This window comes from Paenibacillus sp. FSL R5-0341 (genome assembly GCF_037975235.1).
Classification (GTDB): Bacteria; Bacillota; Bacilli; order Paenibacillales; family Paenibacillaceae; genus Paenibacillus; species Paenibacillus amylolyticus_A.
In genome coordinates this window covers 2,023,990-2,038,701 of the sequence record NZ_CP150241.1, presented here as the reverse complement: position 1 = coordinate 2,038,701, position 14,712 = coordinate 2,023,990, and the positions used below count along the sequence as shown (strand labels likewise).

The window sequence follows — 14,712 nt, the reverse complement described above, 5'->3', positions numbered from 1 at the left end:
TATATGAATTAAATAAATAAAAAAATGGAATCACCTATTAAAATTCGTGACAACCTCTTAAAAGGAGACTTTATTATTCTATTTTATCATAACGTTCGGGGGCACGCCCATACAATAGAAGTACAAGCCGCTCCCCCTGTGACAGACCAAAGACAGGAGGTGTGCTGCTGGGTCTGAAAGGGGTGTTGCCAATGAGCACATTTTTGTCCAAAGCCATTCTTGATTTCTTTATTGCGTTTGGGATCGTGCTGGGCGGCGCGATGATCGGAGGTATTGGAGCGGTGATCTCGCTTCAGCCTCCGACACAGACGATGCTCGATATTTCCGGAAAAATAAAGATATGGGCACTCGCAGCTGCTGTCGGTGGAACCATCGATCCCATGCGTGTCATCGAGAGCAATTTCCTGGATGGCAACCTGTCTCCGGCGGTCAAACAAATCCTGTATCTGATCTCTGCTTTTATGGGCGCGCATATGGGAACGGAACTCGTGAAATGGGTGTGCGGCGGAGGCCGGAGCTAATATGAGACAGGAACAGCGTTCATGAGGATTCCGCCATTCTCCCGTTACCGCCCGCTGATGCGAATGACCGCTGTATTTGTTCTTGGAATGATCGCTGGATGTGTCGTCTACAATGGTGTATTTCACCTGAGTTACAATGCGTTGTGGCTGAACAATCAGGAGCTGCAGCTTCAGCTGCATCAGAATGAGGAGGATATCAAAACGCTGAAAAAATACAGTAAACGCCAAACCGTTATCAAGGAAATCAAGGTGCGCGCAGAAGAATCTGATAAAGGTCCGGACGAAGCTTCTCTGAAAGTAATGTTACAGAAGCTCGGGGACGAACTTGAGGTGCTGCGGGGCAGAGATGTATTTAACATCGACGAGTACAGTAAAATGACGCGAATTATGCTGAATCAGAAAGTGTATTCTGTCAGGGAGAAGGAGTACACCGTTCAGGTCAAGACCATGCTGGTTATGGAAGGCGTACTGCAAGTTTGGGTACAGATTCGCATGCATGTTCCTGCGTAATAGCAAAAAAACTGCCCTTGTCTTCATCTCTGCATGGTACAATAAGGGCAGTAAATGCTTTCCAGAAAAGGAGCTGCGTCTTTGTGTTCATCGATGTACTCAAATATGCTCTGATCGCTATCTTTGCCGTTGTCATGGTCTTTGCAGCTCTGAACAGCATTCGTTCACGCAGAACCTCGGATGCTGCCAGCGCTGGTCTTTACCGCTCTTGGACGAATATCTGGATGGGTAGCATGCTCATCGTGCTTGCGCTAATCCTCATGTTTGTCTTCACGGGTTCCACCTTATCTGTGGTTGTGGAAGCGCTATTTCTGATTATGGGTGCATACAATGTATTCGCCGGAATACGTAACCGCAGTTACTATGCCAGGCTTCAACAACGGTCCAGTAATGGATCAGGTAAAACCTCTGGACAATCTGCATGATATCTTGAAGTGTTATCGTTTGGTCTGCAAAAAAGAGAGTACTGCCCTACATCGAGCGTTGCCTGAACCGCGATTTCAACGGAACTCAGCATTGCTTCTCGATCAGGGAGTACTCTCTTTGTCTATGCCTGGAATCATTCGCCCAATTAGGCATGATCAATGGATTGTAATGTCATCACCGCTTTACATACCACACTGCCTTCACGAGTAACTACAATGTCCATCTTGCATGTACGACGGCTCGTTTCCAGAATAACCGGTCGAACCAGAATCTGATCTTCAATCTGTACGGGCCTTACAAAATAAGTCGTCACATTATCCACCACATGGTCGTTCCCTGTTACATCCCAAGCTGCCCGCCTGCCGGCCTGAGTCATCACATTCAACAGAACACCTTCCGAGATCGTCCCCAGGTCGGTTGCCATCTGGGGAATGATGAATCCGTGAAATAACAGTTCATTCTGTTCTCCGCGCTCCTCGGCAAACCCATTCCAGATCAGATGATCAAACGTCTCTCCCAGTTGGGGCTGCTTCTGGGCATCCCGCATGGCCTGAAGCACTTCCTTGCGTGTGACGGACGCAATCAGTTTGCGGTTCCGATCCACGATCGGCAGAAAGTCGATGCCTTCCCAGGTCATGATCTGGGCAGCTGAAGCGAGAGAAGTCTGCAGTGAGGCCGTAATCGGGCGGCGTATCACGCATTTCTCAATACTCTGATCTGCCGTAAGCTCACTGACATCCTTCAGACTCACAATGCCGATGACCCGGTTCCATTCATCCACCACCGGGAAGCGGTGTTCTCCCGTTTCCGAAACCAGCATATGAAAATCTGCGGCTGAACTGGTCACCTTCAGCACCTGCAAGCGAGGTTTCTGACCGATGATATCCTCAACAAGCATAATTTTTTTCTTAATCAGCCGGTCGAAGATCGCACGGTTAATCATTGAAGCCACCGTGAATGTATCATGTCTGGATGAAATAATCGGTAGCCCAAGCTCGTCAGCCATAATTCTTACTTCACGGCTTGTCCCGAAACCACCTGTAATCAACACGCCCGCTCCCTGTTCGAGGGCAAGAGAATGAGCATCCTCCCGGTTACCTACAATCAGCAAACTCCCAGCGTCAATATAACGGGCCATCGCCTGTTCTTTCATCGCACCGATCACATACTTGTGCAGCGGTTTGGCGAGGCCCTCGTTTCCGCCCAACACATGGCCCTCCACAATGGTCACAACATCCGCAAAGGTCAACTGCTCCGACATGCCCCGAGGTCTCTTCTCAATCCGCACGGTCCCAATTCGTTCCTTGGTCACGACCAGCCCGAAGTTCTCGGCCTCTTTCACCGCACGATAAGCTGTCCCTTCACTTACGCCCAGCTCCCGCGCAAGTCCACGTACCGATATTTTACTGCCAACCTTCAGTTGTTCAATATGTTGAAGTAACTGTTCATGCTTCGTTACGTTCTCTTCTTGTCCGTCCATCTGTACCACCCCCGAAGATGCATCTGTACTATACTGTATCTATTATAACACGCCCTTAGGAAAATAACCCCATCTCCTGCCCCATTCTCATAGGGAAATCCACCGCTTGAATTCAATCATCCGATTGATCTCTAATCTTATATGTACACAAAAGACCGGACCCCCTGATATGAAGGGGAATCCGGTCTTTTTTCCAGAGACAGAACCGAATCTGTCGGCCCTGCCCTGGCATACTGAATGTAATGCTATTCCTTATACAGACTTGCTCCGCTCTTGCTTGTCCAGCAGTTTCATCTCCCACTGCCGCAGCTTCGCCCGGCGAACGGCTTCCAGTGCACGTTTCTTCTCTTCATCCACACCGAGAATAAAATGCAGATGTGCACCAACGATTAATAAAGAGAACAGCACCCATACGATGCCAAAAATATTAACCCAGTCCATTCCTCCAGCAAAGGAAATCCGCGGCAGTGCAATGACCAGCATCGACAACGCGATAAGCAGATAGATCACATGTTTTGCTTTTTTCAACCTCTTCACCCTTCACAGCTCCTTCGTTCTTGATCGACTCTATATGTCTAGTCTATGAACGATAAGGAGCTAATATGAAAGGTTTAGGTAAAAAAACAAGACAAGCATTTACGCTTCAGCGCCACCGTACAGATGACCCAGGCTGTCTGCAATAATTTTGTTCACGTCTTCAATGATGACACTGAGGCGACGCTCCGCATCAAACAAACGACGGATGTTCAGGTTCAAGCTCAGTACTTCAAACAATTTCTCCATTTTCTCCATCTCATCCGGAGCTGGCATATCCCCGCTCATCATGCGTTGTTGCAATTCCATTTGTTGATCACGGAAGTTATCCAGCATTGCTTTTGCATCCGGATCAGCTTCAATCAGCTTCATCGCGGAAGTAATCTCTTCCACCTCGCTGCTTTCTCTCAGTGCTTTGGCCAAATCATTGGCTTTGTCATAAATGTTCACTATTATTCCTCCTCAGATTGGTTTGTTCATCCGTGTTAATACACGCTTTTCTCTCCTGTCAAACAAGGGCGATCTGAAACAAGCCTTCGATAACGTACCCCTAATGAAATGCATTTAATCCATATGGGTCAATCACCAAGGGTTATATGTCCTCATATGATGAAGCACATGCCATGTTCAGATGCCGTTCAACTTCGAGATCAGACATCAAGTTGCCGCCCGGAAGGAGATCCGTGATGTCCACTAAAAAAGTAACGATTCAGGTTACCGGCTCGGGCATCCTGCAGGACGACGTCATCATGCTGGGCGAAGGGGTGCTCAAGGCACTTAAAATCCCTTCAGGAAGGCCGCTTCAGCTGCAATTTGGCTCTTTCCGCCGAGAAGTCACTGTCATTCCGGTACCAAGGTATGACGGACTGCGCATCAATCAGACGGTTGCCAGCAAGACCGGTCTTGTTCCGCGTTCGGTCCTGAGGGTATCCTATCGTTCAGCCAGCCGTACGCTTCGCCTTGGACCCTACATCAGTGTACTGGTTAGCCAAGATTATCCCGATCAGCCCGATCGGCCCTTTGGCTCCATCACGATGTTCTGTCAAGAACTGGTGAACGCCTGCCGTAAGCAGGGCGCCTATGTATCCTTTTTCACACCGGAGGATATTGGAGCGGTAACGGGTTATATGAAAGGCTGGGTGTATGATGACGGCTGGAAAAAGACTGTTCTGCCTGTAGCAGACGTCGTCAATAACCGGCTAACGTCCCGCAAGCTTGAGAACAAACCTAGCGTACAGCATTTTATGAAAGAAGTAAAATCGCTCTACGGCACGCAAACCTTCAATGAAAAGTTTCTGGACAAAAACGAAGTATTTGACGCACTCAAGTCCATTTCAACGCTTAAACGAGTTCTTCCCGAGTCCTATTTGCTCAAGACTTCCTCCATGCTCAAGACAATGTGTAACCGACATCCGGTTGTATTTTTGAAGCCAGTTCGCGGTTCATTAGGCAAAGGCATCATCCGGGTCTCACGTCAGACGGACGGAAGTTTCCTGACTTTGGCGACTGGTGTCGGGGGTACCCGGAAACAAACGTATGCTTCTCTGGATAAACTGTATGCCAGTATGTCTGGGAAAATGAAAACAACGCGTTACCAGATCCAACAAGGGCTGACTCTCATTGATCACAGTGGCAGACCCGTGGATTTCCGTGCGCTCGTGCAAAAAAATCGTACCGGAAAATGGAGCGTAACCTCCATCGTAGCCCGGATTGCCGGCGGAAGTCACTACGTATCGAATCTGGCACGGGGTGGAAGTCTCAGCACCGTGAAGGAAGCCGTTGCCAAAACACAATTGTCCGGATCAGCCAAAGCTTCCGCATATGCAGGATTGCACACGGCAGCACTGGATATCGCCAAAGGGATCGAGAGTGCCATCCCTGCTCACTTTGGCGAACTTGGTATTGATCTGGCCCTAGACTCCACTGGACGTGTATGGCTGCTCGAAGTCAACTCGAAACCATCCAAGAACGACAATACACCACTGAGTGAGAGCAAGATCCGTCCTTCGGTCAAAGCCATGCTGGAATACTCCACGTACCTGGCCGGGTTTTGAAAAGTGATTCCCTATTGGACACAAATCTGATAGAGGAGAGGTGCAGCGTAATGTTTCCATCAGCTCAGACAAAAACACTGGCCATTCTGGTACGTGCGACCGAAGGCTCACCTCCCTTCACGGATGAACTTTTCTGCCGTCGTCTCAGTCTGGGGAGTGTGCGATATGCCCTTCAGGTTATTGTGATCCCAATATCGGTTGATGCAGCCCATTCCCCTCTTCAATGGGGATATGCCTATCATCAAGGGACGTGGGAGAAGATCCTTATTCCTACAGTCGACCTCATTATGGACCGTTGTCTTCGGCCCCTACCCAGAAACGTTAGACAGCAGCTCAAGGAACGGATATCCACCAATGGCACAGATCAGCACCGTTATTGGTCTGCTTCCCTACCAGGAAAATGGGAAGTGCACCGTGTGCTGTCCCGAAATCCTGAATTGCGGGCAAAACTTGCACCGACAACTCGGATCGGGTTGCATATCCCCTGGGAAACATGGCTGGAACGTTGGCCCATGGGACTGTTCTTCAAACCGGTATCAGGTACCCATGGCAAGAATACCTTTCGCCTGTCTCGGGGAGCGACTCCAGCCACATGGATCGTGGAGGGTCGTAACGCGGATAATGAAAAATTTTGTATCACCTTCGATCACACTCAGGCCGTATCTTCCTGGCTGGCAACACTTCAGGCTGAGCGCAAGATGATCGTGCAGCCCTATCTGGAGCTCAGCTATCAAGGAAGAGCGTTCGACATACGGGCTCTAATGCAAAAGAACGGGCAAGGTCGCTGGACGCTGACAGGATGCATGGTGCGAGAAGGACCCGTGGGCTCGCTCACGTCGAATCTTCACGGAGGCGGTAGAGCATATCCCGCCCATGCATATCTGCTCCAGCGATATGGAACGGTCCGCACGGAAGCTCTGCTGAAGAGCATCCGGCAGACTGCCGCTCTTATCCCCACCCTGCTGGAGAGTCGTTTCGGCAGGCTAGCCGAATTGGGGCTTGATTTTGGAGCAGATGCCGATGGTCAACTCTGGCTAATTGAAGTCAATTCCAAACCAGGCCGCACCTCATTCGCAGAAGCGGGCGACCGACGCATGCATGCCCTGACTTATACCCGGCCGCTTGCCTATGCCCGTTATCTGTTGCAACAACATGTTCTCACGGACATCATTCGTCCAATGAAAATGCCGAATACATCCAGCAAAGCTGGCCTGAAACCCATCCCGATTCACGGCGGCTGAGGCCCGCAGCGCCCGCTTGCCATGGAGCACAAGGATCTTTTCAGGATAGGAGGATAAATCATGAGTTTGACCTTTTGCAATCTGCATTTCACCAAGCAACCGGATAAAGTGGTTTATGTATCCAACGCTTTAATGAAGAGCCTCAACCTGTCCGGCAAAAAAACGGTGAACCTTCGCTTCGGGCGTGACCGGGTACCTGCGACGATCAAACCAATCAAAAAAGCAGGTAAACATCTCTATCTCGCCTCAGGCATCCGTAATCTGATGAACGTTCCCAAACGGGGCAGTATTTATCTCCGGAACTTGCAAAATGATGAAGTCCAGTTAGGTCCACTGATCGGCGTACTCTCCGATGGGCCTTCGACAAGCACGAATCCATTCGGTTCCCGTACAGGGTTCATCAAACAGTTACTCCGGGAAGGCAGCCGGAAATCCTATATTTATGCCTTTACTCCCCGGGATATCAATTGGCAGAACGAGACGGTATCCGGTTTTTTTCTGAATGATAACGGAAGCTTCACCCGCAGAACGGTACCCCTGCCCGATGTCGTTTACAACCGGTTGCCGAGCCGCCGTTCAGACTTCTCACCAGCGATTAACCAACTGCGGGAGCGATTTATTCGCCGGAAAATTCCATTCTTCAACTGGAGCTTCTTCAACAAATCGGATATCTATACATTGCTGGAAAATGAACCGACAGCAGGACGGTATATCCCTGAATCGATTACCAATCCGTCTGTGGAACAGATGAAAGAAATGCTGGAACGCCATCAGTTTGTCTACTATAAGCCTACTGCCGGAAGTCTGGGGAATGGGATCTATCGCCTGACCTACTCGCCAAAACGTGGATATTTCGCGCGTTATCGCAAAAAAGGTGGTAATGCTCTCCTGCGCTTCGGGTCCTTCAACAGTCTGATGCGCATGCTTCAGGGAAGACACGGCAAACAACTTCGCGGATATGTCGTTCAACAGGGAATACGACTGATTGAGATTGATGAATGTCCGATTGATTTTCGTTTTCACATGCACAAAAATGGTAACAATCAATGGGTTGTTGTCGGAATTGGCGCCAAAAAGGCAGGACGTGGCAGCGTCACAACACACATCAAAAATGGTGGCTCCCTAATGACCCCTGAGCAAGCTCTCAGTCGCAACTTCGGCGACCGTTCGGGAGAAGTTCTTCAGCAGGCCAAATCCGTCGCTATTACACTGGCCCAGGCGATTGAAACCCAGCACCAGCATCTGATTGGTGAGATTGGCTTTGATCTGGGCATTGATCAGGAGGAACATGTATGGATGTTCGAAGCGAACGCCAAACCCGGGCGCTCCATTTTCCGTCACCCTTCACTCCGGGTGGAGGGAAAATCGTCGGTGGAGCACATTTTGGAACACTGCCTGTATTTGAGCAAGTTCCGGAAGAAGGAAGGCATTTGATGAGCCTTCATGATGATTTCAAACCTGTCATTGCTGTTTTGACCATGCATGATAATCAGCGGATGTTCAGGGGGAATCATCAAAATTTTCAGGATATTCTGCAGACAGGCGAGAGCATGGGATATGTGGTGTACATTGTGACTGTGCGGGATCTGAACGTGAGTGGTCCCACCGTGAAAGGATATACGTACAACAAGGGGAGTGGAAAGTGGGTTTCACAGCCTTTCCCCCTTCCCCATGTGCTGTACAATCGTATTCCCAACCGGGAAGATGAAGGAAAACCTTCCGTTCAGCGCAAAATTGACGAATGCATGCAATCGGGAATCGAACTGTATAACCCATTCTTCTTCAATAAATGGAACCTGTTCGAATGGCTCAAGAAATCCAAATCGACTCAGCAACTGATTCCCCATACTCGGCGGATGCGCAGCGCTTCTTCTCTCGGTGCCGTTCTGCGGACACATCCCTATCTGTACCTCAAGCCCGAGAGTGGCAAAGCTGGCAAAGGAATCATGATGCTGAAATTCCAGGAAAAAGAGCGCCTTCCCTATCGGCTTAAAATACAGACCACACGGAAAAGCACGACCTATAAGACGGCTACACTCGCCAAGTTATGGGCACGAATTCGCAAAGAAACCGGGCTTACGCCCTACATCATGCAACAAGGCATTGAACTGGCTTCCTCTCGTAAACGTCCCTTCGATTTGCGTGTTCTTGTACAAAAGAACAGCAAGGGTCAATGGAGCGTAACCGGTGTAGGTGCGAGACTTGCTGGCTCCCGCAGCATTACCACTCATGTGCCGCGCGGAGGAAGTGTGGAGGATCCCGAGAAGCTGTTGACCGAACTTTTCGGCGAAGAAATGACAACTACCCTGATGAAACGTGTGAAATCCACTTCATTGATGATCGCAAGACAGGTAGAACGAGGGTCAGGTTACACGCTCGGAGAGATGTCCATGGACCTGGGCATTGATGATCTGGGGGAAATCTGGTTCTTCGAAGCCAATGCGAAGCCCATGAAGTTCGATGAACCACAGATCAGGCGGCGGTCACTGGAACGTATATTTCACTACAGCGCTTATCTTGCCCGTCAGTCCAAACGATGATAGACAGGAATACTGCAAAAAGAAGGTGATTGTTTGTGTCCTCACCTGTTCTGGGCATTATGACGTTGTACTTAAATGAACATCGCGCTCTTGAAGAACGAAGCATCTATCGCAGAATGATTCTTGAGGGGCGCAAGCGGGGACTCGATATCTATGTATTCACACCTGCCGACGTACACCCAGGAGGCAAACAGATTGAGGCGATGGTTTTTCATGAGGAAAAAGGCTGGTCTCGGGAATGGCGATCATTCCCGGATCTGATCTTTGATCGCTGCCGGATTCAGCGTAACCGCAGATTCCAGCAACTGCTTGCTTTTCGGGAGAAATATGGACATCTGCTCTTTCTGAACAGACCACTGCGTAATAAATGGACCATCCATCAGACCCTTTCGGAAAAAGCTAACTTTCGTGAACACCTGCCGGAAACGGTGTTATTTCAGGATATGTCCGATGTAAACCGGATGCTCAAAGCGTCTTCTCTGGTCTACCTGAAACCCATTAACGGAACCGGCGGACGTGGTATTCTGCGCGTTGAACGCAGCAGTAGCGAGGCGAATACCGTCCTTGTTCAGGGACGGGATCAGAAACGTCGTATTATCACGCCACGCAAAGTCCATCTATCACGCCTAGGTGCGTTGCTCCAACACTGGAATATGAAAGACAAATATCTTGTACAGAAGGGCATTCAACTTCAGCTTCCCAATGGACGGGTGCATGATTACCGCATGCTGGTTCAGAAGAACGGCGAGGGACATTGGGAACTTACCGGATGCGCAGGACGCATGGGTGCAGAGAAAAGTGTAACCTCCAATCTGCATGGCGGCGGTCAGGCTGTAGCGATGAATCGACTCATGAAGCAATGGATCCCTGACGAAGAACTTCGAGCAGAAATTAACACGACGGCCGAGAAATTCGGTATTGATGTCGCTTCGTTTCTGGAAGATACCTATGGGGACTTATGCGAGCTGGCACTGGATTTGGCGATTGACAAGAGCGGTCGTATCTACCTGCTCGAAGTTAACCCCAAGCCTGCACGTGAAGTATTCGCCCGCATCGGTGAGCGAGATATGTATTATAAGGCCATCACTCAGCCGCTTGAATATGCATTATGGGTATACCGTAACCGGGCAAGTCGCCCAGTCAAACAAATCAGAACAACCCGGCTTGCAAGCAACAGAACATCTGCATTGAAGAAAGCACGCAAAAAGAGATGATCTTGTTGATCACGAATAAAAGAGCGCCCAACCCGCTGATACATATCGGGCCTGGGCGCTCTCGTATGATTATCGACATTCTTATCCGTTGATTCGCTTATTCCGCTTCATCATACAGACGCAGTAGTTCCTTAAAATCAGAGATCAGCGCATCCGAGCCTGCTAGCTCCTCATCACGACCGAATCCGGCATAGGCACAGCCGATGACCGTCTGATGGTTCATTTTACCCGCTTCCACATCGGAGGAGCGATCCCCGACCATCCAGGCGTCCTGAATCCGATGTTTCTCCAGCAGAATCTGTACTAAATTGATTTTGGAGGGCGTCTTGTACTGGCCTGCACTGTATACCCCTTCAAAGAAAGGCATAATCTCGTGTGCGAACGCTACCCCCTTCACATAATCCTCCAGCCCATTACTGGCAACAAACAGCCGTATTCCTTGGTCTTTCAATGCTTGTAGCGTTTCTTTCACTCCAGGATACAATTGGGAGCTACCTTCATCGAGCCCCTCAATCTCCAGTTGAAGCAGTAGTTCGTCTGCACGACGATGTGCCGCTTCAGACGCCTCAGGCATAACGACTTTCCATATATCTTCGAGCAACATGCCCAAACTTCCCAGCATCCGTTCCTCTGGTGGGGTTTCACCTTCAAAATGTCCTTCAGCACGTAATGTATCAAATAACTGCTGGTACGCTGGCAACAACAGGGTCTCTGTCTGGAACAGCGTACCATCCATGTCAAAAATCATCGCTTCCGGTTTGCGTAATACCGTCTCTTTGGTCATGTCCAATGTTCCTTTCGGATTGGGATATGTATATGTCATCTGAATTGTTCCCTTTCCATGATAAACATAACATCTGAACGTGTAAACCAACGATTGTAAAACCTCAGCAACCCTAACCTTATACAAAAACAACAAACATTATATGAAAGTTAAACAAACTATGTACAAACAAACTTTCTTTACGTATAATACTAAAAAATAGTGCTTTAGACATCCGATCTAAAGGCCTACAAAAATCAAATTTCCAGTTTTTTCGACAATTACATATACCCCATAGAGAGGAATAACAAACATGAATAAGCGCAGGACTTTCAAAATTTTTTATAAGATCGGATTGGGTTATTTGCTTGTACTGGCTGTACTTGCCGGTTGCATTCTCCTGATTCAGAGCAGTACAAGTAAGCTTCAAGAGGAACTGGATTTTCTGGTCGATCACGATATGAGAGTACATGCTCTAACGTATGAGCTCGAAAGAAACATGGTAGACATGGAAACGGGGCAACGCGGTTACGTCATTACTGGTGAGGACAATTACCTCGATCCCTACACCAAAGGAAAAGAAGAGCTGGGTACGCTCAAAGATGAACTTGCGTTATTAATTTCGGACAACCCGGCCCAAACCGCACTCTTGGAAGACATACATAGTAATATGGAGAACTGGATTCAGATCGCTGGTGAACCTGTAATCGCCCTTCGCCAAGCGAATAATACCCCAGCCATTCTAGATTTCTTTGCCGATGATCCAGGTAAACGAGACATGGACCAAATACGCTCCGCCCTTGATACGTTTCGTACCAACGAGCTTACGTTGACCGACACCCGTACAGAAGCACTCAAGCAGAAAAACAAAATACTGAACTTGGAACTGTACGGGGCACTTCTCGTTGTCGCCATTATTTCCTTCATCACTGCGTTAATTTTGTCCCGTGCCATTGTCAGAAACATCCGTACTGTGAAGCAAGCCCTGAATGACATCGGTTCTTCCAATGGTGACCTGACGCTGAGAATCGCTACCCCAATGAGAGACGAAACTCGTGAACTTGCGGAGTCAGCCAATATCATGCTCGCTGGTTTGCAGCAAATGATGCTGGACGTGCAGAGCAATGCCATGACTCTGAGCACAGCTTCGGATCGATTGGATAAAGGGGTCTCCGATAGCCATATCGCCGGAAAAGAAGTTGCCACGGCTATGGAACGCGTCGCTGAAGGCGCCGACGAACAGGTTGCTCTAACTCAAACAATGGTAGCTGCGATGCAGCAATCCCTCACTGGGCTTAATCGGGTCGCCTCCTCGGCAGCTGATGTGGCTGAACGTGCCGTACGTACGGAATCCATTGCTGTGGATGGGCAACAGCGTATTGATAATGCTGTAGGCAAAATGAGTTCCATTGAGCAATCCTTCCTCTCCGTACAGGAAGCCATTAACGACATTTCGAAGATGTCTGATCAGGTGATCAACATTGCAGATTCCATGTCAGGTATTGCAAGACAAACCAATCTGCTTGCACTTAACGCCGGAATTGAAGCTGCTCGCGCCGGGGAAAATGGACGTGGATTCGCCGTTGTTGCCTCGGAAATCCGTAATCTTGCTGACCAAAGCGCAACCTCAGCCAAAGAGATCACAAGTATATTGGAAACCGTAGTAGCAGGTGTTCAAAGTACGGTGCAGGTGGTTGATGCGAGCACACTTCATGTGAATGAAGGATTGCAAACTATCGAGGATGCAGGTAATGCTTTTTCAACCATTACTCAGCATATTCATGATCTCAGTGGTGAGGTGCTGGATGTATCCGCTGTTGTCGAGGAACTCACTTCCGGAAGTGAGGCTGTAATGAAGTCCATCACCGAAGTATCGGCTGTAGTGGAAGATACGGCATCAGCCACGGAAGAAGTATCCGCGATGACGGAGGAGCAACTTGCTTCTCTCCAGGAAATGTCGGATACATCCAAACAGTTAAATGAAATGTCCGACGCGCTTGATCAACTGGTTAAACGATTCAAGCTTGCGTAACCGGACTCAACCTACTGATTGAGTATCTATATAGCTGGATCATATTGCATATATCAAAGCAAAGAAGCATCGCAGACAGACTCACACGAGCCTCTGCGATGCTTCTTTGTGTTAAGGAGAGCTGAATCAGGAAAAGGTGCGCCGGGCACCTCTATCTGAAAAACCTGAGCACTCCTTTTCTTATCTCGATTGTTCCGTGTTCCGTAGTGCTTCAAGCACCAATTGCGCCTGATACCCATCATTAAAATCATATATTCTGGCCGGTTTGCCTTGTATACGGGCAATGACATGTTTAAGAACAGGCAGTTCACTGGCGGATTCAAGCACTTCCACTGGAGATAGTGGTTGCCCCACCAGGCCACTCTTTAATTCATCCCAATTTTCCAAAGCAATCGTACCTTCTGTCCCGTATACCACCATGGATACACGTTCTTCCCCGGCAAATTGAGAAATACCGTTTAGCTGAATTCGGGTTCCATCTTCCAGTTCCAGAGCAGCCTGTACTTCAAGCTCACAATCCCCATTTTCGGGATATTGAACCTGAGTGCTTACTACCCGGACTGCACCAAACACTTTTTGAATCATATGAATCCAGTGAATTCCCACTTCAAGAATAAATCCGCCCTGTTCACGGCTCGTAATCCATGCATTCTGTTGCCATGATCGTGGCCACTGTGGGAATTGCAGAATCAGGTCTATTTTGCGAATCGTGCCCACGGTGCCCTGCTCGATCATCTCTTGCAGCTTCAATACTGAAGGTTCATGTGGCATAGAGAAATGGATGGCATGAACGACACCCGATTGTTGCGCTGCATCCAGCATCTCTTTCGCTTCTTCCACACTATTGGCAAGCGGTTTCTCACAGAACACATGTATTTTTCGCTCCAGCGCCTCCATGACAACCGGATGATGAAATTTCGGCGGAACTGCAATATACAGCAGATCAATCTGATGTTCATTCATCAATTGCTTGTAATCCGTATACGTCCTAACCCCCGGATGAGAATCTGCAAAAGCCGCCAGACCTTCCTCATTCGCATCACACACCGCTACAATCTCAATCTTCGTGTCCATCTTCGTATTCTCAACTTGATGAACCATATGTAATCCCATTTTACCCAGCCCAATCAAAGCCATCTTCATCACTGTCACTTCATTCACCCCAATCCATTCCAGTATAGCAGAAAGCGACGTATTGCCAACGCTATACACTATTGGGAAAAAAGAGCTCCCTCTTACTGCGATGTTATTTCACGACTGAAAACCACCATTTTTAGTCATTATTTTACATTAATTGTATCTGTGTTTCGATTAGGTAATTTGTTGCAGGAATATATAACCATTTATTTTCGCTTTACCCAGCAACACTTTAAGCGTTACCAACTTAAGAATCAGGA

At 48.5% G+C, this 14,712-nt stretch carries 14 protein-coding genes; 9 read left to right on the top strand and 5 right to left on the bottom strand.

Translation table 11 applies throughout. The annotated features are described in order from the left end of the window. The first annotated feature begins 191 nt into the window (after nt 1-191). The 3 genes from MKX75_RS09310 to MKX75_RS09300 all read left to right on the top strand — a co-directional run bounded on the left by MKX75_RS09310 (nt 192) and on the right by MKX75_RS09300 (nt 1,456). Nucleotides 192-521 (top strand): YtrH family sporulation protein, encoded by a 330-nt coding sequence (locus tag MKX75_RS09310; RefSeq protein WP_026081169.1) that lies wholly within the window; start codon nt 192-194, stop codon nt 519-521. 21 nt (nt 522-542) lie between these two features. Continuing rightward, nucleotides 543-1,031: a hypothetical protein gene (locus MKX75_RS09305; RefSeq protein WP_017689500.1), complete on the top strand. Its 489-nt coding sequence runs from the start codon at nt 543-545 to the stop codon at nt 1,029-1,031. An 83-nt stretch (nt 1,032-1,114) separates the two neighbouring features. Next, a complete protein-coding gene (locus MKX75_RS09300; RefSeq protein WP_083679409.1) occupies nt 1,115-1,456 on the top strand; it encodes a YtpI family protein in 342 nt (113 codons plus the stop codon). A gap of 146 nt (nt 1,457-1,602) precedes the next feature. Here the strand turns inward: MKX75_RS09300 and MKX75_RS09295 are convergent, their stop codons facing one another. The 3 genes from MKX75_RS09295 to MKX75_RS09285 all read right to left on the bottom strand — a co-directional run bounded on the left by MKX75_RS09295 (nt 1,603) and on the right by MKX75_RS09285 (nt 3,921). Further along, a complete protein-coding gene (locus MKX75_RS09295) occupies nt 1,603-2,937 on the bottom strand; it encodes a DRTGG domain-containing protein (protein WP_062833543.1) in 1,335 nt (444 codons plus the stop codon). A gap of 252 nt (nt 2,938-3,189) precedes the next feature. Beyond that, entirely contained in the window at nt 3,190-3,474 is a 285-nt protein-coding gene (locus tag MKX75_RS09290) for a hypothetical protein (RefSeq protein WP_139331819.1), read from the bottom strand. Between the two features lie 99 nt (nt 3,475-3,573). Then, a complete protein-coding gene (locus MKX75_RS09285) occupies nt 3,574-3,921 on the bottom strand; it encodes a YlbF family regulator (RefSeq protein WP_036609862.1) in 348 nt (115 codons plus the stop codon). Between the two features lie 236 nt (nt 3,922-4,157). Here MKX75_RS09285 and MKX75_RS09280 point away from each other — a divergent pair, with 236 nt between their 5' ends. From MKX75_RS09280 to MKX75_RS09260, 5 genes are read left to right on the top strand one after another with little or no spacing between them, the layout of a single operon-like run. Then, a complete protein-coding gene (locus MKX75_RS09280) occupies nt 4,158-5,525 on the top strand; it encodes a YheC/YheD family protein (protein ID WP_339169384.1) in 1,368 nt (455 codons plus the stop codon). A 50-nt stretch (nt 5,526-5,575) separates the two neighbouring features. Then, entirely contained in the window at nt 5,576-6,766 is a 1,191-nt protein-coding gene (locus tag MKX75_RS09275; RefSeq protein WP_339169383.1) for a YheC/YheD family protein, read from the top strand. Nucleotides 6,767-6,826: 60 nt separating this feature from the next. Further along, nucleotides 6,827-8,200: a YheC/YheD family protein gene (locus MKX75_RS09270; protein WP_062833540.1), complete on the top strand. Its 1,374-nt coding sequence runs from the start codon at nt 6,827-6,829 to the stop codon at nt 8,198-8,200. Continuing rightward, nucleotides 8,200-9,306, top strand: coding sequence for a YheC/YheD family protein (locus MKX75_RS09265; protein WP_062833539.1), 1,107 nt, complete (start codon nt 8,200-8,202; stop codon nt 9,304-9,306). The genes MKX75_RS09270 and MKX75_RS09265 overlap by 1 nt, the downstream gene beginning before the upstream one ends. Nucleotides 9,307-9,341: 35 nt before the next feature. After that, nucleotides 9,342-10,520 (top strand): YheC/YheD family protein, encoded by a 1,179-nt coding sequence (locus tag MKX75_RS09260; RefSeq protein ID WP_235599366.1) that lies wholly within the window; start codon nt 9,342-9,344, stop codon nt 10,518-10,520. 97 nt (nt 10,521-10,617) lie between these two features. On the opposite strand, the gene MKX75_RS09255 is transcribed toward MKX75_RS09260, so the two are convergent. Continuing rightward, entirely contained in the window at nt 10,618-11,343 is a 726-nt protein-coding gene (locus MKX75_RS09255; RefSeq protein WP_235599365.1) for an HAD hydrolase-like protein, read from the bottom strand. Nucleotides 11,344-11,596: 253 nt separating this feature from the next. Between MKX75_RS09255 and MKX75_RS09250 the strand changes: the two genes are divergently transcribed. Then, entirely contained in the window at nt 11,597-13,315 is a 1,719-nt protein-coding gene (locus MKX75_RS09250) for a methyl-accepting chemotaxis protein (protein ID WP_339169381.1), read from the top strand. A 180-nt stretch (nt 13,316-13,495) separates the two neighbouring features. Here the strand turns inward: MKX75_RS09250 and MKX75_RS09245 are convergent, their stop codons facing one another. Continuing rightward, complete coding sequence (locus tag MKX75_RS09245; RefSeq protein WP_339169379.1) at nt 13,496-14,527, bottom strand: Gfo/Idh/MocA family oxidoreductase; 1,032 nt, start codon at nt 14,525-14,527, stop codon at nt 13,496-13,498. Between the last annotated feature and the right edge of the window lie 185 nt (nt 14,528-14,712).